19 protein-coding genes and 1 pseudogene are annotated in these 20,746 nt (G+C 65.6%); 5 read left to right on the top strand and 15 right to left on the bottom strand.

Annotation, left to right across the window (positions count from 1 at the left end; translation table 11 throughout):
- Positions 1–25: 25 nt before the first annotated feature.
- Positions 26–457, bottom strand: a complete 432-nt coding sequence (locus CKY51_RS21025; RefSeq protein WP_022971898.1) for an Lrp/AsnC family transcriptional regulator — start codon at positions 455–457, stop codon at positions 26–28.
- A 118-nt stretch (positions 458–575) separates the two neighbouring features.
- Here CKY51_RS21025 and CKY51_RS21020 point away from each other — a divergent pair, with 118 nt between their 5' ends.
- On the top strand, positions 576–2,072 hold the full coding sequence (locus CKY51_RS21020; RefSeq protein ID WP_022971897.1) for an aminotransferase class III-fold pyridoxal phosphate-dependent enzyme: 1,497 nt from the start codon (positions 576–578) through the stop codon (positions 2,070–2,072).
- A 136-nt stretch (positions 2,073–2,208) separates the two neighbouring features.
- On the opposite strand, the gene CKY51_RS21015 is transcribed toward CKY51_RS21020, so the two are convergent.
- From CKY51_RS21015 to CKY51_RS21000, 4 genes are all read right to left on the bottom strand, one after another.
- Positions 2,209–2,916: a glycosyltransferase family 32 protein gene (locus CKY51_RS21015; RefSeq protein ID WP_022971896.1), complete on the bottom strand. Its 708-nt coding sequence runs from the start codon at positions 2,914–2,916 to the stop codon at positions 2,209–2,211.
- A 172-nt stretch (positions 2,917–3,088) separates the two neighbouring features.
- Entirely contained in the window at positions 3,089–4,447 is a 1,359-nt protein-coding gene (locus tag CKY51_RS21010; protein ID WP_022971895.1) for a purple acid phosphatase family protein, read from the bottom strand.
- 17 nt (positions 4,448–4,464) lie between these two features.
- The gene (locus CKY51_RS21005) at positions 4,465–5,556 is read right to left on the bottom strand and encodes a phytase (RefSeq protein ID WP_425479860.1); all 1,092 of its coding nucleotides are present in this window, start codon (positions 5,554–5,556) and stop codon (positions 4,465–4,467) included.
- Between the two features lie 29 nt (positions 5,557–5,585).
- Positions 5,586–8,135, bottom strand: a complete 2,550-nt coding sequence (locus CKY51_RS21000) for a TonB-dependent receptor (protein WP_022971893.1) — start codon at positions 8,133–8,135, stop codon at positions 5,586–5,588.
- 149 nt (positions 8,136–8,284) lie between these two features.
- Here CKY51_RS21000 and upp point away from each other — a divergent pair, with 149 nt between their 5' ends.
- On the top strand, positions 8,285–8,917 hold the full coding sequence (upp, locus tag CKY51_RS20995; RefSeq protein ID WP_022971892.1) for a uracil phosphoribosyltransferase: 633 nt from the start codon (positions 8,285–8,287) through the stop codon (positions 8,915–8,917).
- Positions 8,918–9,027: 110 nt separating this feature from the next.
- Here the strand turns inward: upp and CKY51_RS20990 are convergent, their stop codons facing one another.
- Entirely contained in the window at positions 9,028–10,770 is a 1,743-nt protein-coding gene (locus CKY51_RS20990) for a glycoside hydrolase family 9 protein (protein ID WP_031339410.1), read from the bottom strand.
- A gap of 77 nt (positions 10,771–10,847) precedes the next feature.
- Between CKY51_RS20990 and CKY51_RS22805 the strand changes: the two are divergent.
- Positions 10,848–11,285: pseudogene (locus CKY51_RS22805) on the top strand (hypothetical protein); the annotation flags it as partial.
- A gap of 417 nt (positions 11,286–11,702) precedes the next feature.
- Positions 11,703–11,960: a hypothetical protein gene (locus tag CKY51_RS20980; RefSeq protein WP_152249884.1), complete on the top strand. Its 258-nt coding sequence runs from the start codon at positions 11,703–11,705 to the stop codon at positions 11,958–11,960.
- 69 nt (positions 11,961–12,029) lie between these two features.
- Here the strand turns inward: CKY51_RS20980 and ggt are convergent, their stop codons facing one another.
- The 6 genes from ggt to rsmD are packed head-to-tail and all read right to left on the bottom strand — an operon-like array spanning position 12,030 to position 15,954.
- Entirely contained in the window at positions 12,030–13,829 is a 1,800-nt protein-coding gene (gene ggt, locus CKY51_RS20975; protein WP_022971888.1) for a gamma-glutamyltransferase, read from the bottom strand.
- On the bottom strand, positions 13,826–14,110 hold the full coding sequence (locus CKY51_RS20970) for a YfhL family 4Fe-4S dicluster ferredoxin (RefSeq protein ID WP_022971887.1): 285 nt from the start codon (positions 14,108–14,110) through the stop codon (positions 13,826–13,828). The genes ggt and CKY51_RS20970 overlap by 4 nt, the downstream gene beginning before the upstream one ends.
- Complete coding sequence (locus CKY51_RS22855) at positions 14,101–14,223, bottom strand: hypothetical protein (RefSeq protein ID WP_022971886.1); 123 nt, start codon at positions 14,221–14,223, stop codon at positions 14,101–14,103. The genes CKY51_RS20970 and CKY51_RS22855 overlap by 10 nt, the downstream gene beginning before the upstream one ends.
- Positions 14,224–14,281: 58 nt before the next feature.
- A complete protein-coding gene (locus CKY51_RS20965) occupies positions 14,282–14,779 on the bottom strand; it encodes a hypothetical protein (RefSeq protein WP_022971885.1) in 498 nt (165 codons plus the stop codon).
- A 48-nt stretch (positions 14,780–14,827) separates the two neighbouring features.
- Entirely contained in the window at positions 14,828–15,334 is a 507-nt protein-coding gene (coaD, locus tag CKY51_RS20960; protein ID WP_022971884.1) for a pantetheine-phosphate adenylyltransferase, read from the bottom strand.
- Positions 15,331–15,954 (bottom strand): 16S rRNA (guanine(966)-N(2))-methyltransferase RsmD, encoded by a 624-nt coding sequence (gene rsmD, locus CKY51_RS20955; RefSeq protein ID WP_031339407.1) that lies wholly within the window; start codon positions 15,952–15,954, stop codon positions 15,331–15,333. Before rsmD ends, coaD begins: the two co-directional genes overlap by 4 nt.
- A 222-nt stretch (positions 15,955–16,176) precedes the next feature.
- Between rsmD and htpG the strand changes: the two genes are divergently transcribed.
- On the top strand, positions 16,177–18,081 hold the full coding sequence (htpG, locus tag CKY51_RS20950; protein WP_022971882.1) for a molecular chaperone HtpG: 1,905 nt from the start codon (positions 16,177–16,179) through the stop codon (positions 18,079–18,081).
- A gap of 130 nt (positions 18,082–18,211) precedes the next feature.
- On the opposite strand, the gene CKY51_RS20945 is transcribed toward htpG, so the two are convergent.
- The 3 genes from CKY51_RS20945 to CKY51_RS20935 are packed head-to-tail and all read right to left on the bottom strand — an operon-like array spanning position 18,212 to position 20,671.
- On the bottom strand, positions 18,212–18,673 hold the full coding sequence (locus CKY51_RS20945) for a hypothetical protein (protein WP_152249882.1): 462 nt from the start codon (positions 18,671–18,673) through the stop codon (positions 18,212–18,214).
- Positions 18,670–19,794 carry a hypothetical protein gene (locus CKY51_RS20940; protein WP_152249880.1) on the bottom strand — a complete coding sequence of 375 codons (1,125 nt, stop codon included), beginning with the start codon at positions 19,792–19,794 and terminating at the stop codon, positions 18,670–18,672. Before CKY51_RS20940 ends, CKY51_RS20945 begins: the two co-directional genes overlap by 4 nt.
- Positions 19,795–19,852: 58 nt before the next feature.
- Positions 19,853–20,671 carry an ankyrin repeat domain-containing protein gene (locus CKY51_RS20935; protein WP_031340930.1) on the bottom strand — a complete coding sequence of 273 codons (819 nt, stop codon included), beginning with the start codon at positions 20,669–20,671 and terminating at the stop codon, positions 19,853–19,855.
- Between the last annotated feature and the right edge of the window lie 75 nt (positions 20,672–20,746).

The following is a 20,746-nucleotide window of genomic DNA, read 5'->3' as shown; positions in this document are numbered from 1 at the left end:
AGGCCCAGGCCCCGACCTGCCCCGCTTAGCGCTCGAATTTGGTCGACAGCACGATCGAGGAGGTGGTGCGCTCCACCCCATCGATGGCGCCGATCGTATCGGTCAGCACATCCATGGCGTCGACACCGTCCACGACCCCCAGCGCGATCAGGTCGTAGGGCCCGCTGACCGAATGCAGCGAGCGCACTTCGGGCACGTCACGCAGGGCCTTGACCACCGCCGGCATTTTCTTCGGCAGCACGGTGATCAGGATATGCGCGCGGATGCGCCCCTGTTCGTAGGCATCGTGGGTACGCACCGTGTAGCCGCTGATCACCCCGTCCCGCTCCAGCTTCTCGATCCGGCTTTGGACGGTGGTGCGCGACAGCCCCAGGCGGCGGGCGATCTGTGCGGTCGAGGCGCGCGCATCCTCGCGCAGCAGCGACAGCAAGCGTTCGTCAGAGGGAGTGACCTTCACATTTGCACACAGATTTCGTCGAAACGACGAAAATACCTCAATTCTCGCCTAAATCACCACTGCCAAACGACGATCTCGTGCCGATAATAGGGTTATCGCTACTGCATCGGAGATGCCCATGACCGTCCTCGCCCCGCTTGCCCCGTTGCGCGCCCATGCCGGCGCCCGCCTGACCGCCGGCCTGGACGATGCCAGTGTCATCCGCCTGGCAGCCGAGCATCCTGACCTGCCAGAGGCCATCGCGGCCGCGGCCAGCGAGTACGCCCAGGTCCGCACGGAGATCGCGGACCTACTGGAGCTGGACGAACAGGCGCAGATCCAGGCGATGCAGGAAGGCTTCGTCAATTTCTACGCCGACGACGCGGTCACCCCGTACGTGGCACTGGCCGCTCGTGGCCCGTGGGTGGTCACGCTCAAGGGCGCGGTGCTCTACGACGCTGGCGGCTACGGCATGCTCGGCTTCGGACACACTCCGGCAGCGGTACTGGAGACGATGGCGCGGCCGCAGGTGATGGCCAATGTGATGACGCCCAGCCTGTCTCAACGGCGGCTGGATCGCGCGCTGCGCGCAGAGATCGGCCATAGCCGCGGCGGCTGCCCGTTCACCCGTTTCATGTGCCTTAACTCGGGTTCGGAGGCGGTCGGCCTGGCCGCGCGCATCGTCGACACCAATGCCAAGCTGCATACCGACCCGGGTGCACGCCATGCCAGCGCCACCATCAAACGCCTGGTCGTCAAGGGCAGCTTCCACGGCCGCACCGACCGCCCGGGTCTGTATTCCGATTCCAGCCGCAAGACCTACAGCAAGTATTTGGCCAGCTACCGCAACGAAGACTCGGTGATCGCGATCGCCCCGTACGACGTGGCGGCCTTGCAGCGTGCCTTCGACGATGCCGCGCGCAACCACTGGTTCATCGAAGCGGTGTTCCTCGAGCCGGTGATGGGCGAAGGCGATCCGGGCCGCGCCTTGCCGGCCGAGTTCTACGCCGCTGCGCGCCAACTGACGCGCGACCATGGCAGCCTGCTGCTGGTCGACTCGATCCAGGCCGGCCTGCGCGCGCACGGCGTGTTGTCGGTCGTCGATTATCCCGGCTTTGCCCAGTTGGACCCACCGGACCTGGAGACGTATTCCAAGGCGCTCAATGCTGCCCAATACCCGCTGTCGGTGTTGGCGGTGACCGAACACGCGGCCCAGGTCTATCGCAAAGGCACCTACGGCAACACCATGACCAGCAATCCGCGTGCGTTGGAGGTGGCCTGCGCAACGCTGGCGTTGTTCACCCCGCAGATCCGCGACAACATCCGGCTGCGCGGAGCCCAGGCGATCCGCAAGCTGGAAGCCCTGCAGACCGAATTGGGTGGGCTGATCACCAAGGTCCAGGGCACCGGCCTGTTGTTCTCCTGCGAGCTGGCGCCACAGTTCAAGTGCTACGGCAGCAACTCTACCGAGGAATGGCTGCGCCATCATGGCGTCAACGTGATCCATGGTGGCGAGAATTCGCTGCGTTTCACCCCGCATTTTGCGATGGACGAAGCCGAGCTGGATCTGCTGGTCGGTTTGATCGCACGCGCGCTGAAGGAAGGCCCGCGTCAGACCCAGGCCGCAGCAGCCTGAGTCGGCATCCGCCGTCCGGCGCCAGAGGTTGGCGCCGGACGAGAACACGTCAGCGTCGCGTCGGTCGATAAAGACCAGGTGGCGTGCCAACGCACGCCACCTGCCGAGCATGCGCGGCCGGCGTTGATCGCCGCAGCTACAGCGGCATCGCCGTCAATTTCCGCCGCAGGTAGTTGGTCAACGCCCGCCGCGGCGACTTCCCGCGCCAGGACGCCCAGCACAGGTGTGAGCCGACGGCGATCGCGCCGCCGCGGTGCCCCAGGCCGAACCAGGTCCGGTCCGGATGGAAGGCATCGCGTGGGGGAAACAGGATGCCGCTGAAGCGTTCGCGTTCGGCGAGATAGAAGCGGGTCAGGCCGCGTGGCCCGGAGATCATCGGTATCTGCCGATGATCTTCCAGCGCCTGCGGCGCGTGCGCGGTGAAGATGTGCTCGATGAAGGCGGCCCAGAACGGGTGGCCCGGCTCGGAGCCGAAGACCGCGTTGCCGATCTTGAACACATCGTTGCCCGGCGCGCCCTCTTCCACCGGCAGAACGCAGGGGTGGGCCAACCATTCAGGGTCCAAGGGGCGCAGCAATTTGTAGTCGGTGTCGAAGTAGAAGCCGCCATGCACATGCATGTAAGCGCAACGGGCGATGTCGGCCTGCATGACGCCGAAGCGGATCGCCGCATAACGCTCGGCGAATTGCGGGAAGGCGTCGCGGATCAACGCGGCGTTGTCGGCATCGTCCCAGATGTGACAGCGCCAACCCGGCAGCATGCGCTGCAACCGGGCCTGGATCCTGCGCTCTTCCCACTGCAACTGCTTGGTGGGTGCGGTCAGGTGGAACACGGAGGGAATCATCGGAGCGGTCTCGCGGGGGGGAGGATCGGACCTCCAACCCGCGCCAAGACGCAGTCACTGATACAGGGGAGACCCGACGCAACCGAATGCTAGTCACGCTCCGAACGCGACAATCTCAACTTTTTTCGTCTGCCGCGCCGCCGTTTAGTCGGCAGTGTCGCTTGTCGGAATTTCATTCCCAACACCGATCCTGCCGTCCCTTCAGCGTGGCTGAACGTGGACAATCCCGCGGTGCGATGCGGCCAGCGTCCTGTTCGATCAGACGCTTGCTGCCATCGGCAGCACGCTGCAGTTCGAACGCGTCGTACAGACGACCTGTGGCCGTGCGCGATTCGTACTGCAATCGCGTGCGATCCAACCGCAGCACCTGATACAGCTGGGTGTCTTCGCCAACCGGACGCATGGTCCGACGCGCCAACTCCGAGAGCCGGTATTGCTTCGGGCCCGCCACCGACACCACAAACACCGGTGTCGCCTGGCTCCCCTCGTCACTGCGACGCCCATAGGTATGGTCGTGTCCTTGCAACACCAGGTCGACGCGATGACGGCGGATCATCGGCAGCACTTGCTCGACCAGGCGCTCGTTCTCGCGATCGGCGCGCGGCGAGAAGAACGGCTGATGAATCAGCACGATCGACCACGGATGCGGATTCTCGCCCAGCACCCGGTCCAGCCACTGCGCCTGCGCCGCACCGGCGCCCAGGTCCAGCGCCGCGGTCCCGTCGAGCACCGCGATGCGCACATCCTGGTAATCGAACCAATAACTGGTGCGTGCGGTCGCGGCGGGGCCGTTGCGCGGCAATGCGAACGTCACCGGCCAGTGGCCACCCAGCACGCGGGTCGCCTGCGGGGTGTCCTCATGCTGCTCGTGGTACTCGTGGTTCCCCGGTGCCGGCGCTACCGCCGTACCCTCCAGCAACCAGCGGCCGGCTTCGAACCATTCCGCCCATTCGTTGTCGTCCTGGCCATCCTTGCCACTGACCAGATCGCCGGCGAACAGCGCCAGCCGGGCCTCCGGCGCCGAGCGCCAGGCCTGACGGAGGACGCGCGACACCAGGCTGAGGTTCTTGTTCTGCGTATCGCCGAAATACAGCAAGGTCAGCGGCGTGCCGGGCGCGGCCGCGGTGCGGAAGTGGTTCCAGGCGCCCCAAGTGCCCTGCCCTTGCACCCGATACGCATACACGGTGTCGGCAGTCAGCCCGGCGACGTCGGCACGATGGTGATGCGCGACGCCGTTCTCGCTCCGCAGCGGCGCGGTGCTGGCGCGAATGCGCCGTGGCGTGCCCAGGTCCGGCGAATCGCCAGCGATGACCAGCTCCAGCCAGGGCTGGCTGACGCTGCCGTCGGTGCGCCAGGCGACCGCGAAGCCGTGGGCGGCATCCTGCGCCGGGGTGGCGACGATCCGATCCGGAAAGCCATCGGCAACGTAGTGCGACGACCCAGCCGTTACCTGGGTATTGGGTTCGGCCGTGCCCGCAGCACCCAAGGACGTCACCGGTGCGGCGGACAGCGCCAGCACGATGGTCGCCATGCGGCGGCAAACCCGCCTCATCGCGCGCACTCCTTCAGCCGCAGCGCGCGCACCACATCGCGCCAATCGAACGCCGCCACCGCCTGATCGTCGTGCAATGCGTAGAACACACCGCCCGGGAAGCGTGCATCGCCCCGCGCATCCATCCACACGCCGTCGGTATTGGCCGTGACGCGACCGGCAAAGGCGCCGACATACGCCAGGCTCTGACGGTCGAACACATGGAACAGGCTACGATCCTTGAATTGATCGGTCCCGATCCAGTAACCGCTGCCATCGGCACAGGCCAGCAATGCGATCCCTTCGGCCTGCGCCTTGTACAGGCCGGCGCCGAGATCGCGCCCGCGATAGCGGCCATCCAGACCGTACTCGCGCAGGCGCGTGCCTACCGCAACATCCTCCTCGGCAATCAGCAGACGATCATGCGCAGCGTCGCCGAACACCGACTCGGCGATGCGGATGGCACCCGCCGCGCTGGTGTCGCCGAAGGTCTGGCGCAGCGCGGCCTGCCAGACGGCGCCCTGCTTGCGCACGGCATAGCGACGAAAGCGTTGCCCCAGCTCGGCCAGCGGTGGCGGCGCGTCCTTGTCGGCCGAGGACATGTAATTGTCGCTGACCACGACTTCGTAGCCACCGTCCTGCGGATGCACCCAGAGCCCATAGGGCTCGCGCAACTCGCTCTGCCCGAAGACGGCCAGTGGGGTGAACTCGGGCAGCGCGAACAACTGCACGCGACGATTGTCGCGCTCGACCACGAACACCAGATCGTCCACCACCGCGATGCCATTCGGACGATCGAGCTTACCCAGCGCCCTGCCCTTGCCGCCGACCACGCGCAAGCGCTGGCCGCTGTCGCCATCGAAGACCACCAGCGCATGGCTGCCCTTGGCGGTGGCGATCACCCAGCGGCGGCCATCCGGCGCGGCCCAGCTGGCCGGCGAGTCGAGATTGTCGGCCGGGGCCGGCGTGGTGACGAAGGCCTCCGGCACCACCACATGCGCGATCTCTGCCTGACTCAGCAGCGGATCGGCCTGCCGCGCCTCGTCGGCTTCAGGCGTGTTCCCGCAGCGACTGGCGCAGGCACTCAAGGCCGCACACGTCAGCAGCAGACCAAGCCTTGGCCACGTGCGCGCCGACCTCACAACGCCACCTTCAGGCCGAGCGCGTAGGTGCGGCCGTATTCTTCGTTCTGCAGCGTGCGCGAACGCACCCCCTGGTAGAGCTCCAGCGGCTCGTCCAGCAGGTTCTGCGCTTCCAGGTACAGGCTGACCTGGCTGCTGAACTGATAGCTCAAGCTGAAATCCAGCTGTGTATGCGGGGCGACGTAGATGTCGTAGGCACGGCTGTCGCCGATGGTGTCCAGATAGTCGCTGCGATGCACCGCGGCCAGCCGCGTGCTGAGGCCATATTTTTCGTAACCCAGATGTCCGCTGTAGATGCGCTTGGACGCGCGCGGCAACGTAAAGTCCTCGCCGGCACGCGCGGTCAGTCCGGGATCGAAACTGCTGTCGAGCAAGGTGGCGCTGGCGCCGACCAGCAGACCGTTCCATCCTTCCGGCAGGAATTCCAGGGTCTGCTGCCAATTGAATTCCGCACCGCGCACCTTGGCCTGATCGCCATTGATCGCACGCGTCACGCGAAAATCCGGATACGCGGCGTCGGCGCTGCTGACCGTCTGCACGATGTAGTCGTCGATCGACTTGTGGAACACGCCCAGCGACACCAGGCCGCTGCTGCCCAGGTACTTCTCCACCGACAGATCGAGATTGGTCGAGCGATACGGCGACAACTCCGGATTGCCGACACTGACTTCCTCATCGCCGCGATTGACGCTGATCCGCGGTGACAGGTCGGCGAAGGACGGCCGCGACAGCGTCTTGTTGGCAGCAAAGCGCAGCACCCAATCGTCGCCGCCGTCATAGCGCAGATGCAGGCCAGGCAGCACGTTGGTATAGCTGCTGGATGCAGCGCGCGGCGTCACCGTGGCCGAACGACCGTCCTCGGCGACGTCTACCTGATTGCCCACCGCATCGAACTGAGTGTTCTCCACCCGCACGCCGGCAATCACCCGCAGTGCACCGATGTCCCAGGTGCCCATGGTGTAGGCCGCGAACACGTCCTCGTTGGCACGGTAGTCGTCCTGCAGCGACACTTGCGTATTGCCCCCCACATCCTGCGGACGAGCGCTGTAGCGCGCGGCATTGCTGCGCCAATAGCGGCGCATCGCTTCCGAACTCAGGCTCTGGCCCAGCGTGCCGCCGCGGTGTTCCGGCGCCGCCGCGGTCCAGTCGCTCAGGTCCACCGCCGGACCGCGGCGCAGTTCGCGCTCGTCCACATCCACCACACGCTCGCGCCAACGCCCGAGCAGGCCCATCTTCAGACTGGAACGTTCGCCATCGAAACGCACGTTGACCTGCGCGCTGTGCTCGCTGTCGTCGACCTGGGTGGGCGCGATCACGAAGCGGTCCAGCACATAGTCCTGATTGCTCTGCCAGCCATTGTCGGAAAAGCCCAGGCGGGGAATGCCGCGGCTCTGGTCGACACTGGCCGACAGATCGTCGCCGTCGTAGTCGAAACGCGCCTCCATCTCGTCGGGCACGCGCTCGCGGGTCTTGGTGTAGCCAACCTTGTAGTCCACGCTGGCCGCCCGCAGGCGATTCTCACCGCTCAGGCTGACCGCCAGGGTGTCTTCTTTCTTGGTGCGATAGCGCACCCGCTTGGAAATGGCATCGGCCGGCAGGTCGGCCACGGTATAGCGGCCATCGCCAGTGGCGCTGACCTCGCCATCGCCCAGGCCGAAGATCGTGCGCTGGCGCGTCTCGGCATCCTCGAAGCGGCTATAGAGCGTGCGCAACGCATAACGGTTATCCGCATCCGGACGCCAGTCCAGATTGAGGTTGGCGCCCATGCGGGTGCGTTCGATGAAGTACTTGCGCCGCTGCACCTCGCTGGCGAACAAGTCGTCGGTGGCGCCGCCGTCGAAGCGATCGTAGGCCACCTCGGTGTTGTCCGACTCGAACTCGCGGTCCTGGTAATTCACCCCCACCGCCAGGCCGACGGTGTCGCCGAAGATATCGCTGTAGTTGAACGCAGCCTTCGGGCTGGTCTTGCCGGAGAGCTGCTGATGGCTGGCTTCGATCGAGCCGCGCAAGGTGCGTCCGTCGCGGTCGAAGGCCGAAGTCGATTCGACCTGGATCGCACCACCGATCGAATCGCCCGGCATGTCCGGCGTCGGCGACTTGACCACCTTCAACCGCTCGGTGGAATCGGAGGGAATCACGTCCAGCGGCGTGGAACGGCTGCCATCCTCCGGGGTGCCCATGTTCATGCCATCGATGGTCACGCTGTTGAGCGAAGCATCCAGGCCGCGGATCACCACGAAGCGGCCCTCGCCCTGATCGCGGGTGACGCTGACACCCGGCAGCCGCTGCAAGGATTCTGCAACATTCTTGTCGGGATAGCGGCCCATCGCATCGGAAGCCACCGCATCCTGGATCGCATCGGAACTGCGCTTGAGGTCGACTGCGCGCTCCTGCGATTCCAGCTGCGGCCGCACTTCCAGCCGCTCCAGGTCGATCGCGGCGGCGGCTGCGGCTGCGTCCGCCTCGTTCGCCCGCGCCATCGGCGCAGCAGTGGCAGCAACCAATGTCAGCGCGATCGCCACGCACAGCGGAGTCTTGTTCAGCACAGGCCTGTTCCCCAATCGTCAAGAATGGGTGCGCACGTTATGTCTACGACATTTCACCGACATGACACGTGCTAGCGCGATCACGACAGGAATGTGGCAGCTATGCGGCCAGCTGCGGCACACTGTGACTTTCCCCTGCATTGCCTGCCATGAAGATCGTCGAAGTCCGTCACCCGCTCGTCCAGCACAAGATCGGCTTATTGCGCGATGCCGCGCTGAGCACCAAGGGCTTTCGCGAATTGGTCACCGAACTGGGAACCTTGCTCGCCTACGAGGCCACTGCCAACCTGGAGACCGAGTCGCATGTGCAGGCTGGCTGGGCCGGGCCGGTACGGGTGCAACGCATCGCCGGGGCCAAGATCACCCTGGTGCCGATCCTGCGCGCCGGGCTGGGCATGCTGCCCGGCGTGCTGGCACTGATTCCCGCCGCGCGCGTCAGCGTGGTCGGCCTGCAACGCGACGAAGAGACCCTGCAGCCGGTGCCGTATTTCGAGCGTTTGACCGGACGTCTGGAAGAGCGCGACGCCTTGATCCTCGATCCGATGCTGGCGACCGGCGGCACCCTGATCGCAACCATCGACATGCTCAAGCGGGCCGGTGCGCGTCGCATCAAGGGCATCTTTCTGGTCGCCGCACCCGAGGGCCTGAAGACGCTGGAAGCCGCGCATCCGGATGTCGAGGTCTATACCGCGGCGATCGACGATCACCTCAACGAGAAGGGCTACATCCTGCCCGGACTCGGCGATGCCGGCGACCGCATTTTTGGCACGCGACTGGAATAAGTCACGCGGCGCCTCGTGCGCGCCATGAGCGCGCATTGCACCGCCTCCGTCGCTCGCAATGTCGCGGCGGCGCCATCGCCAGGCGCCCAGGCCGTCACGACGGCGTGGCCTCAGCGCGTCTCCGCCTCGATCGCCGCGCTGACGTAGACCAACGGTGCGTTCCAGTTGATCGCCACTTCGTTGCTGGCGTAGCTGCAGACATCGTCCAGATACGACAGCGCCGGCAGCGTGGATGGGTACGGCCGCTTGCACTCCCTGGCGTCCTGCTGGCCGGGGTTCGGGCCGCCTACCAGCCACCCGGGCACCGGTGCGACGATGCCGTCGGCCTCGGAGGGGCGATGGTGGATATGCATCGGGCTGCGCGCACCGATGCCGGTGACGAAAGACAGGCCGAGCGGATTGCGGCCGAGAATGTAGTCCAGCTGCGACTGCGCCGCGTCCAGGTAATCGCGCTGGCGGGTCAGATGGTAGCCCTGCAGCAACATCATCGCCTGGTTCAGTACGGCACTGTTGCTGCCCCAATCGAAGTCCTGATCGCGCATCGATAGGCGCCAGGGCGAGGCCTGCCAACGTTGGAGCAACTGCTGGGCCAAACCAGTGATTTCGCGCTCGATCCGCGCACGATCGGCATGCGCGGTCAGGTGGTCGCGATTGTGGGCCAGCGTCATCCAGGCCAAGCCGCCGACCTTGCCCCAGAACGGCACGCTGGCGGGCACGTTGCGCGCGATCATCGCGTCGTAGAACGCGTCCTGGTGCGTACTCACATACAGCTCGGCCGCCGCCCAGGCGAACTCATCGTCGAACTGCGCATCGTTATAGCCACCGGTCCGGACGTCGGATGGCTGGTGGTAGGCCACATCGGGGTGCTTCTGAGCCCACTCCCACGCACGACGCGCAGCGGCCAGCATGCGCGCCGATGCCCCGGGGTATTGGTGCTCGAACGGCGCATAGACACGGCTGGCCTTGGCCATGACCGCGGCGAAATCCAGCGTGGCGGCGGTCCCCTTCATCACCACATAGCGCGGCTGGGTCGCCTGCGCCGGCATCACGATGGCATCGAACTGCTTATTGGTGAGCTTGTGGTAGACGCCACCATCGGCAGGATCCTGCATCGCCAGCATCCACTGCAGGTTCCACCACACTTCCTGCAGGATCGCCGGCGCGCCCGGGGCATCGTCGGGAATGGTCACCGCCTTGGCCTTGAAGAAGGCCGGATAGTCGGCGTAGGCCGCAAGCAAGGTGTAGGTGCTGATGCCGGCATTGACCACGTATTTGTTGTAGTCGCCCGCGTCGTACCACCCTTTGGGCGCGCTGATCATGCTCTCGGCCGGCCGCGTGCTCGATGCGGCGGAGGGATGGATGCGAACCTGGGTGTCTGGATGCCCCGCCGCACGCGCGTAGCGTCCGGCGAACCTCTCCGGTAACGCGGTGCTGGCGCGGCTGTAGTAGAACGCCTTCAACGCCGCATCGACCAGGGGCGCATACGCATGCGCCGCGATGGGGAATGGATCCGATGCCGGCACGCCTTCCAGCTTCAGCCGGTAGCTGCCGGCCGCATGCAAGCTGGAAAAGTCGGCCACACGCGCCTGCTGACCGGCTGGGGTCCATAACGCAGCCGGCTGCAGCGTTCCCTGGAACACCTGGTGTCCCTGCGCGTCTTCGACGATGAAGCGATCCGCTCCAGGCACAGCGCCTTGCGGCAATGCAACCACCGCCAATTTGGCCGAGCCCGGCAGATAGCCAAGCTGATTGACGTGGATCTGGGTAGCGGGAACATCGGCCGCATTCTGCGCAGGGCAACTGGCGGAAGCGAGTGCGAGAACCGCAGTCAACATGGCGTGGCGAGCGTTCATCGCCCAATGATGGCCACACCACAGCGCCACCACAAGCCCGAACCTGATTAGCCCCGACGCTCAGCCAGCCGTCGCTGCCCTGCTGTGCGCGAGGAGCGCTGGCGCTGCAAACGTGTGGCGTCATCGAAGACCAGTGCAGCGCGTGCCGGTACCAGACCAATCCGATAGCTGGCACGGTGCTCCAAGGCACCAAGCCGCAACTGCGCACCTGGATTCCGGCCTTGCACCTATTGACCTCGACCAAGACCAACAGGGCCGTGCCGTAACTGAGACGCCATTATGGGCCCAACGACAAGACGGCCTGGAGAGTGAAGCACAAGATCATCAAGGTGACGGCCGAGCGCACCATCGCGCAAGGCAAATACGCAAGGCCGCATCTGGCCGCAGCCGCCTACCGCTTCAACCGCCGGTTCCGCCTGCCCGCGATGCTGCCACGACGCGCCACGGCGATGACGCGTTACAAGCACACTCCAGAGCAGGCACTGCGCATGGCGAGCATCTTCGGAAAGGACTAATCAGGTGACCTGTTGGCCGTGGCGTGCCATTTCAACCTCTCCTTCTCGCATCAATGACGATGCCTATCCGTGCGGCGACGTCCCTGGAATATGAAGGTAGACGCAACATGACGTGTATGCACTCATGACGCGCCCCTTGAATGGGCGCCACTTCCCTTGAATCTTTCAAGGCTGAAAAGCAACCGGGAGCGGCGTCGCACTCTTTCGGCGATTCGCCTGGCACAGCGTCACCGCAGCCCAAATGCCAGGCTTATGCAGGAAAGAGAATGCGACTCTTCAGCGAAAAGCCCGTGCTTTGCCTCGTTTACGCCGATCCCCTCCGTCGGCTGCCGGCTAACTTGGCCTGGCGTCCTGCCGCTGCGTCCACCCGATCGCAGCGATGGGCGCATCGCCACTCCACGAGCCGAAGGACAGCCGATGAACATTATCGACAGCAACAAGAAACCGATCGCGCCAGGCACCCTGGACCCCGACCAGCACCAGGCAAAACAACGCGGCATGGCGCGCTGGAAGCCATTCCTCGGCGGCAATACGAACCCGGACGTCTACATTCTGGAAGGCAAGCTCGTTGTGCGCCTGCTCGACGACGCCGTGAACAAGAAGAAGGACGACTACGACGAGACCTACACCGTTTATGAGGCCAAGGATGGTCACTACTACGGGCTGCTGGCCTGATCGAGGATCAGCGACGAGCGTCGATACGCACAGACAGGCGGCAGGCATTCGCCTGCCGCCTGCTGAGGATCATCGTGATGCGGCCTTCGCGCCGACGTCCGCATCCAACTGCACTTCTGCCTTGCCCACTGGATTGCGTGGATCGCTGCCGCCGCTGAGGAGGTTGCGGCGACGGTCCCACTCCACGGTCTGGAAATTGCCCCAGACATGGCTGGAACCGCGTCCACCCTCGGCGCTGTCGCCGGGCAGCTTGAGCGTGTGCCCCAAGGCCTCCAGGCCTTTGGCGACCTGCGGCGAGAGGGCGTTGCTCTCGGCCTCGATGACGTCAGGCAGCCACTGGTGGTGGTAACGCGGCAGTGCGCTCACCTGCTGCGCATCCAGTCCGTCGTCGTAGCCCAGGATGCCCAGCAGCACCATGGTGATGATGCGGCTGCCGCCCGGGGTGCCGAGCACGGCAACCTTGTCGGCCGATTCCATGAAGGTCGGCGTCATCGAGCTCAGCATGCGCTTGCCCGACTTGGGCGCATTGGCGGCGTAGCCCATCACACCGAAGGCATTCGGCGTACCGGGCTTGAGCGCGAAGTCGTCCATCTCGTCGTTGAGCAATACGCCGGTCCCCTTGGGAATCAGACCGGAGCCGTACAGCAGATTGACGGTCTGGGTGGCACCAACGCGGTTGCCGTCGCGGTCGATAATGGAGAAATGCGTGGTCTCGTCATCTTCCAGCGGAGTCGGATTGCCCGACAGCAGATCGCTGGGGGTGGCCTTGTCCGGATTGATGGTCGCGCGCAGGCCTTGCGCATAGTCCTTGCTGGTCAGCACCTTCTGCGGAATCTGCACGAAGTCAGGATCGCCCAGGAAGAACGTGCGGTCGCGATAGGCGCGCCGCATCGCTTCCACGACCAGGTGGGTGCGATGCACTTCATCGAGGCTGCGCAGATCCCAGCCTTCCAGGATCTGCAGCATCTCGGCCAGTGCGATGCCGCCGGAAGACGGCGGCGGTGCGGTGGTGATCTTCCAGCCGCGGTAATCGAACTGGATCGGCGTGCGCTGCTTGACCCGGTAACCCGCCAGTTCGGCCGCGGTCCATTGGCCACCGGCCTGTTTGACGCCGGCCAGCAGCTTGCGCGCGGTCTCGCCCTTGTAGAACCCATCGAAGCCCTGGTCGGCCAGCAATTGCAGGGTATGCGCCAGCTCGGGCTGCTGGAAGAGATCGCCTTCGGCGATCGGACGACCGTGACGCAGGTAGACCTCGCGGGTCCCGGGATAGCGCTCCATCACCTCACGCCGCGAGGCATAGCCCTTGGCCATGCGCGCGTACACCGGAAAGCCTTCGCGGGCGATGCGGATCGCCGGGGCCAGCGATTGCGCCAACGGCAGTCGGCCATGCTTGCCGGCCAGTTCGACCAGCGCCGCCGGCAGCCCGGGGATGCCTGCCGACCACGGCCCGTTGATCGAGCGATCGCGATCCAGCGCGCCCTTCTTGTCGAGAAAACGCTCGGGCGTGGCCGATTCGGGCGCATATTCGCGCGCGTCCAGCATCACGTCCTGGCCAGTCTTGGCATCGTGCAGCAGGAAGAATCCGCCACCGCCCAGCCCCGAGCTGATCGGCTCGACCACCGCCAACGTGGAGGACACCGCCACCGCCGCATCGAAGGCATTGCCGCCCTCGCGCAGGATCTGCAGGCCGGCCTCGGTGGCCAATGCATGGCCGCTGGCCACGGCTGCACCGGGGGGATGCGCTGCCAATGTCGCCGACGGTTGCGTGCGGGTGCCATCGGCCGCATCGGCGGCCCAGGCGGCCGGCGCCAGCAACAGGCCCAGCCACAGCACGCGTTGCAGGACGAAACGGCAGGAAGGCTGGCTCATGGGAGGGGGGGCTCCTGTTCGTACAATTCGGGGTGCTCGCGCTGCAGCCGCATCAGCTTGGCAAGCAATTGATCGTGGGTCTCCGGAATGGCCGGGTCCGGATCGATGCACTCCACCGGACAGACCACCACACACTGGGCCTCGTCGAAGTGCCCCACGCATTCGGTGCAACGCGCCGGGTCGATGACGTAGATGGTTTCGCCCATCGCAATGGCATGGTTGGGACATGCCGGCTCGCAGACATCGCAATTGACGCACAGTTCGTTGATCTTCAGCGCCATGTGGCCTCCGACGCGAGCGCCACGGCGAGGCGGTCGACGGCCTGGCCGTCGGCGTGGATCAGCGGCAGCGCGGTGGCAACAACGGCGCTGCGGATGGAGTGCGAGGATGGCATGGTGCGTTTCCACGCCGCGGCCGGATGCGCCCTCCCGCGCACCCGGCCTGGAACGGCATTACTTGGCTTCAACGAAGGTGTATTCCGCGCCCTTGGGCTTGACGATGGTCTGCACGCGGGCATTCTCGGCGGCATCGCCGATGAACAGCACGCGCACGCCCTTCATCGAGTCGGCCGGCACATCCTTGAACGCCGCTTCGATCAGATCGGCCATCTTGGTCGAGGCCGAGGAACCGAACGCCAGCATGTTGCCCGGCTGCACGCCACGCGCCAGCGCGGTCTTGACGCTCTCCAGCTGACGCTCGTAGCTGCCGGCGAACTCGGCATCGGATTCCGGCGGCAAGTAGTACAGGAACGGGCTGTTGGTGGTGTTGCCCAGGTTCTGGCCAACCACTTCCTGCAGGTACTTCTTCCAGCCGGCATTGTCGTCCTTGGCCGGCGCCTTCAGCGCAGCCGGAGCAGCGGCGGCGGTCGGTGCCGCTTCTTCCTTCTTGCAGGCGGTGACCGCCAGAGCGGCGATCGAGGCGAGCGCCAGGGCGCGCATGGTGTGTTTCATGAAACTCCTCCCGTTGAAAGCGATGTGGTGATGTGACTGCAGAAGGGATCAGACCTGGGCGCGCGAGGCGCGCACCTGGCGCAGGGCTTCGACGACCGATGCCGGAACGAACCCGGAGACATCCCCGCCCAGACGCGCGATTTCGCGCACCAACGACGAGGAAATGAAGCTGTACTGCTCGGCCGGAGTGAGGAACAGCGTCTCCACTTCCGGGATCAGATGGCGGTTCATGCTGGCCATCTGGAACTCGTATTCGAAGTCGGACACCGCGCGCAGACCGCGCAGCAGCACGCCCGCGCCCATTTCGCGCACGAAGTGCGCCAGCAAGGTATCGAAACCGCGAACCTCGACATTGGCATGCGCGGCCAAGGCTTCCTGCGCCAACGCCACCCGCTGCTCCAGCGGCAACGCCGGGCCCTTGGAGGGACTTTGCGCCACGCCCAGGACCACGCGCTCGAACAACGGCGCAGCACGGTGCACCAGGTCGATATGACCGTTGGTAATCGGATCGAAGGTACCGGGGTAGACGGCGATGCGGCGGTTGGCCACAGTCATAGGGTTGCTGCCGGGGTCGAGTCGTCGTTCAGTGTAGCAGTGGCACGGCGGTAGAGCCCATAGCGCACCTCGCGGGTGCTGCCCTCGCGGTACACGGCCCAGCCCGGCGGGGCCAGCGGCGGCTGTCCGGCTGGCCCCTCCAGGTATAACCAGGCGTCCGCAGCAAGATGCGCCGGCAGACGTTCCAGCACCCCCGCCCACAGGCCATCGGCAAAGGGCGGATCGACGAAGACGAGATCGGCCGGGGCGGCCGGCGGCTGTTCCAGCCAGCGCACTGCATCGCCCTGCACCACCTGCACCTGCTCGCCCGCTTGCAGCCGGACCACATGCTCGCGCAGGCGCTGCACCAGACCCGTGTCGCGTTCGACCAGAATGGCCTGGGCGGCGCCGCGCGAGACCGCCTCCAGGCCCAATGCACCAGAGCCGGCGAACAGGTCCAACACCCGCGCGCCGGGCAACTTCGGCATCAACCAGTTGAACAAGGTTTCGCGGACGCGATCGCTGCTGGGCCGCAGGCCCGGCAGGTCGGGCACGGCCAACCGGGTATTGCGCCAGCGGCCGCCGACGATGCGCACCTGCCCTTCGCGCCCAGCGGGCGCCGACCGCAGCTGGCGGCTCACCACTGCCACCTGGCGCTCGGCGGACGTCTGCTGGAGCTGGCGGGGGCGGAAGGCGACATGCAGGCATACGGAACCAGGGACCGCCATGATACCGCCGCCCGCACGGCCCCGCCCCATGGACCACGCAACGCTGCATGCAGGCGCCTGCCTTGAAAAATCGCCGCGCACCCTCATCCCCCGGCCATCGGCCCGTATCGCGGCCCGGACCACCATGGAGACCATATGACCGTTGAGACCGACAAGCAGACACTGGGCTTCCAGACCGAGGTCAAGCAGCTGCTGCAGCTGATGATCCATTCGCTGTATTCCAACAAAGAGATCTTCCTGCGCGAGCTGGTCTCCAACGCCGCCGATGCCGCCGACAAGCTGCGCTTCGAGGCGCTGGTCAAGCCGGAGTTGCTGGAAGGCGGCGAGCCGCTGCGGATCCGGGTCGACTTCGACAAGGACGCGCGCACCGTCACCATCGACGACAACGGCATCGGCATGAGCCGCGAGGATGCGGTCGCCCACCTCGGCACCATCGCCAAGTCGGGCACCGCCGACTTTCTGAAGCACCTGAGCGGCGACCAGAAGAAGGACGCCAACCTGATCGGCCAGTTCGGCGTGGGTTTCTACAGCGCCTTCATCGTGGCCGATCAGGTCGACGTCTACTCCCGCCGCGCCGGCCTGCCGGCCAGCGAGGGCGTGCACTGGTCCTCGCGGGGCGAAGGCGAATTCGAGGTCGCCAGCGTCGACAAGCCCGAGCGCGGCACCCGCATCGTGCTGCACTTGAAGGAAGGCGAAGACAAGTTCGCCGACGGCTGGACGCTGCGCGGCATTCTCAAGAAGTATTCCGACCATATCGGCCTGCCGATCGAGATGCGCAAGGAGCACCATGGCGAGGAGGCCGACAAGCCGGCCGAGCCCGAGTGGGAATCGGTCAACCGCGCCAGTGCGTTGTGGACGCGCCCCAAGTCCGAGATCAAGGACGAGGAATACCAGGAGTTCTACAAGCACATCGCGCACGATGCCAGCAACCCGCTGGCATGGAGCCACAACAAGGTCGAAGGCAAGCTGGAGTACACCTCGCTGCTGTTCGTGCCTGGGCGCGCGCCGTTCGACCTGTACCACCGCGACTCGGCCAAGGGCCTGAAGCTGTACGTGCAGCGCGTCTTCATCATGGACCAGGCCGAACAATTCCTGCCGCTGTACCTGCGCTTCATCAAGGGCGTGGTGGATTCGGCCGACCTGTCGTTGAATGTCTCGCGCGAGATCCTGCAATCCGGGCCGGTCGTGGACTCGATGAAGTCCGCGCTGACCAAGCGTTCGCTGGACATGCTGGAGAAACTGGCCAAGGACAAGCCCGAGGAGTACGCCACGTTCTGGCGCAACTTCGGCCAGGCGCTGAAGGAAGGCCCGGCCGAGGACTACAGCAACCGCGAAAAGGTCGCCGGCCTGCTGCGCTTCTCTTCCACCCACGATGGCAGCGGCGCGCAGAGCGTGGCGCTGGCCGACTATGTCGGGCGCATGCAGGAAGGCCAGGACAAGCTGTACTACCTCACCGGCGAGAGCTACGCGCAGATCAAGGACAGCCCGCATCTGGAAGTCTTCCGCAAGAAAGGCATCGAAGTGCTGCTGCTGACCGATCGCATCGACGAGTGGCTGATGAGCTACCTGACCGAGTTCGACGGCAAGTCGTTCGTGGACGTGGCGCGCGGCGACCTGGATCTGGGCAAGCTGGATTCGGAAGAGGACAAGAAGGCGCAGGAAGAGATCGCCAAATCCAAGGAAGGCCTGGCCTCGCGGATCAAGGCGGCCCTCGGCGACGAGGTCGCGGAAGTGCGCGTCTCGCACCGCCTGACCGATTCGCCGGCGATCCTGGCCATCGGCCAGGGCGACCTCGGCCTGCAGATGCGCCAGCTGCTGGAAGCCAGCGGCCAGGCGGTGCCGGAGAGCAAGCCGGTGTTCGAGTTCAACCCGACCCACCCACTGATCGAAAAGCTCGACGCCGAGCCGGACATGGACCGCTTCGGCGACCTGAGCCGGGTGCTGTTCGACCAGGCGGCACTGGCCGCCGGCGACAGCCTCAAGGACCCTGCCGGCTATGTGCGGCGGTTGAACAAGCTGCTGCTCGAACTGTCCGCCTGATCCACCCCAGGCGGCATTACGCAAAGACCGGCCTCATGGCCGGTCTTTGCGTTTGCACATTGGCAACGTCGCCATTGGCGAGGTTCACTCCCGGAGGTTGCAGCATCGCGCGGACGTTGCTGGTCAGCGGCTAATCGATCGAAAAGGGCTGCATGCGCGCCAACAGATCGTCCCACTGCCCTTCCGCGAAGGCCGTCATCCCCATCGAGGGATCGTCGGCGATGCTGTCGAATCCGGTCAGCGACACGCCCAGCCCGGGCAGCACCACCGCACCGCCACGTCCGCGACGCGCGCCTGGATCCAACTGAACCAACTGCTTCAATACCTGGGTGCAGTTGCCGTTGAAGACGGAAATCCCGGCGACGACGACCTCATAGTCCGCACTGCGCGAAAAGCCAACCTCAACCAGGCGATCGCTCTCGATGTCGACCTGGGCCAATCCCTTGGTGCCATGGAAGTACACCTCCTGCACTCCATCGCCATCGTCGACCGTTCGTCCCACGCGCTCGCCCAGCTGGGTCACCAAGGCGTCATACCCCATGCCGAAAGCGAGATCGCCAATCGACAGATACGGCTTGAGTTCGTAGATCACGAGATACCTCCAGGAAGGAGGCCATGCTTCTCCAGACACTTGAAATATTCAATCATTTCCAGCATCGCCTCGTTGTACTTGGTCGGATCACCTATTTTGCCCGACAGATCCCTAATGTCTCGAAGCTCCTTCACCAGTGCGTCCCTCCATTTTCCTTGCGCCAGCAAGTCATCGATCGACTGACGATAGAGCTCGCCTTTCCGCCCCTTATGACCATGGCTGGATGTCATTCCATGATCATCGGGGTGCATCTGGATCGCCGGCCCCTGACTTCTCGGCAGCGGACTGACACTGTCGGCAGGCGCATGATGCGATTCGATTCCTGACTGCTTGGTCCCGCCATACGATCCGCCGCGATACGGCCCCTTGCCATTCGGGTTACCTTTCTTCAAATGGTCGCAAGGCCCTTTGCCGCGCCCCTTGCTCTTCATGCCATCCGAGCCATGCTTGCCCGCCTGCGCAGCTTCCCGTTCGGCGAGCTCCTTCTCCGCCTTCGAGGTCAGCCGCTCCGCTCCGCGCTCGGCTGCTTCCTTGCCGAGCTTGGCCGTCGCCTCCGTGCCTTGCGCGATCCGGCGCGCCGCCTTGGCGCCGGCCGCGCCCCAGCCGGCGAAGGGGATCGCCGAAGCCAGCGACAAGCCGGCACCGATGAAGTCGCCGCGTGCGGCGCTGATGCCGGCATTGCCCAGGTCGGCGAACTCGCCGATCAGCGGGAACAGTCCGGCCACGTCCAGCGCAGTCTGGGTGCCATCCAGCAGGGTGGTGCCCCAGGTATCCCAGAAGCCCTGCTCCGCTTCTGTCTCGGTCTTTACGGGTGGGTTGGCCTGAGCGGCCTTGACCGGCGCGGCGCCACTCTCGCCGACCACCCGGCCGACGGTATTGCCCGGCGGCGCCTCCTTTTCAGGTGGATGCAGTTCCGGCAGGTCGGCTTGGGGGACTCCCTTGCGCAGCTTCTCATACGCCTCGTACGACAGCACGCCGTCGGCATGCGGACTATTCAAGTCCTGGCCGTTGAACGTCTCGACGCGAACACCTTCGGGTAGGCGGGAGACGTTGAAGGTGAGATTGTTGATCGGATCGTAGCGAGCGATCTTGACTGGCTGAATGTCTAGCTTTATTGCCATGCGCGCCGACCGTCCTTGTCTGGTTTGAGCCGATCACGGCCCGGCTCGTCCCGATCAGTTATTCCGCCACCGGTTGCCCGGCCGCCTTCATGCGCGCACGCACGGTCGCCGGTGGATCGGCCGGGAATTGCGCGCCCTTGGCGATCATCGCGGCGCGCAGCCGCTCGAAGCCTTGGCGCAATGCGGCAGTCGCAGGATCTACCGGAGCCGGCGCAGGGGTGGTGTCACGCCGGACCACCTCGCCCTTGGCATCGACGCTGATATCGGTGGCCTTGCCGGCTGGCGCCGCAACACCCAGCCGGCGCAGCGTCCACTCCACGCCCCAGGCGGGCGTGTCGCCATTGCGCGCAGCCGCATCCCAGGCCGCACCATGTTCGAGTAGATACAGCGCGATATCCGGCCTGCGTGCATCGATCGCTTCGGACAGCGCCGAGTCGCCAATGTCGTCGCGCAGGTTGACGTCGGCACCCCGCTCCACCAGCAGCCGCACGCGCTCTTCGGCGCCGTCGCCAAACACGGCGCGCTGCAGCAACGGCACGCCGTCGGCGGCCTGATGATTGGGCGACAGCCCTCCGTCCAGCATGGCCGCGAGCAATGCGGTGTCATGGGTCAGCGCGTGCTGCAGCGGCGTTCCCAGCGGCGCGACGGCATGCGTGTCCGGATCCACGCCCAGGGCCACCAGCTCGCGTACCGCATCGTAGCGATGGGTCTGGATGGCGTACCACAGCAGGGTGAGCTGCGACTTCCCCACGCCGTCCAACGCGACACCTTGCTGCGCCAGTGTCCGCAACTGCCGTGGATCGCCACGCTGGATGGCCTCGGCTGCTTGCCGCAGCGGGCCGTCGAACGCGTCGACGCCCTGCCCTTGCGCGCTCATGCCGCACCCCGCCAGCAGCCAGCACATTCCTGCCGCAAGCCACGGCCACAGCCGCCGCAATCTCGAACGAAGAAG

Source organism: Xanthomonas maliensis, from assembly GCF_009192945.1.
GTDB lineage: Bacteria > Pseudomonadota > Gammaproteobacteria > Xanthomonadales > Xanthomonadaceae > Xanthomonas > Xanthomonas maliensis.
The sequence above is the reverse complement of the archived record's forward strand: the minus strand, read 5'-3'. Positions and strand labels throughout refer to the sequence as shown.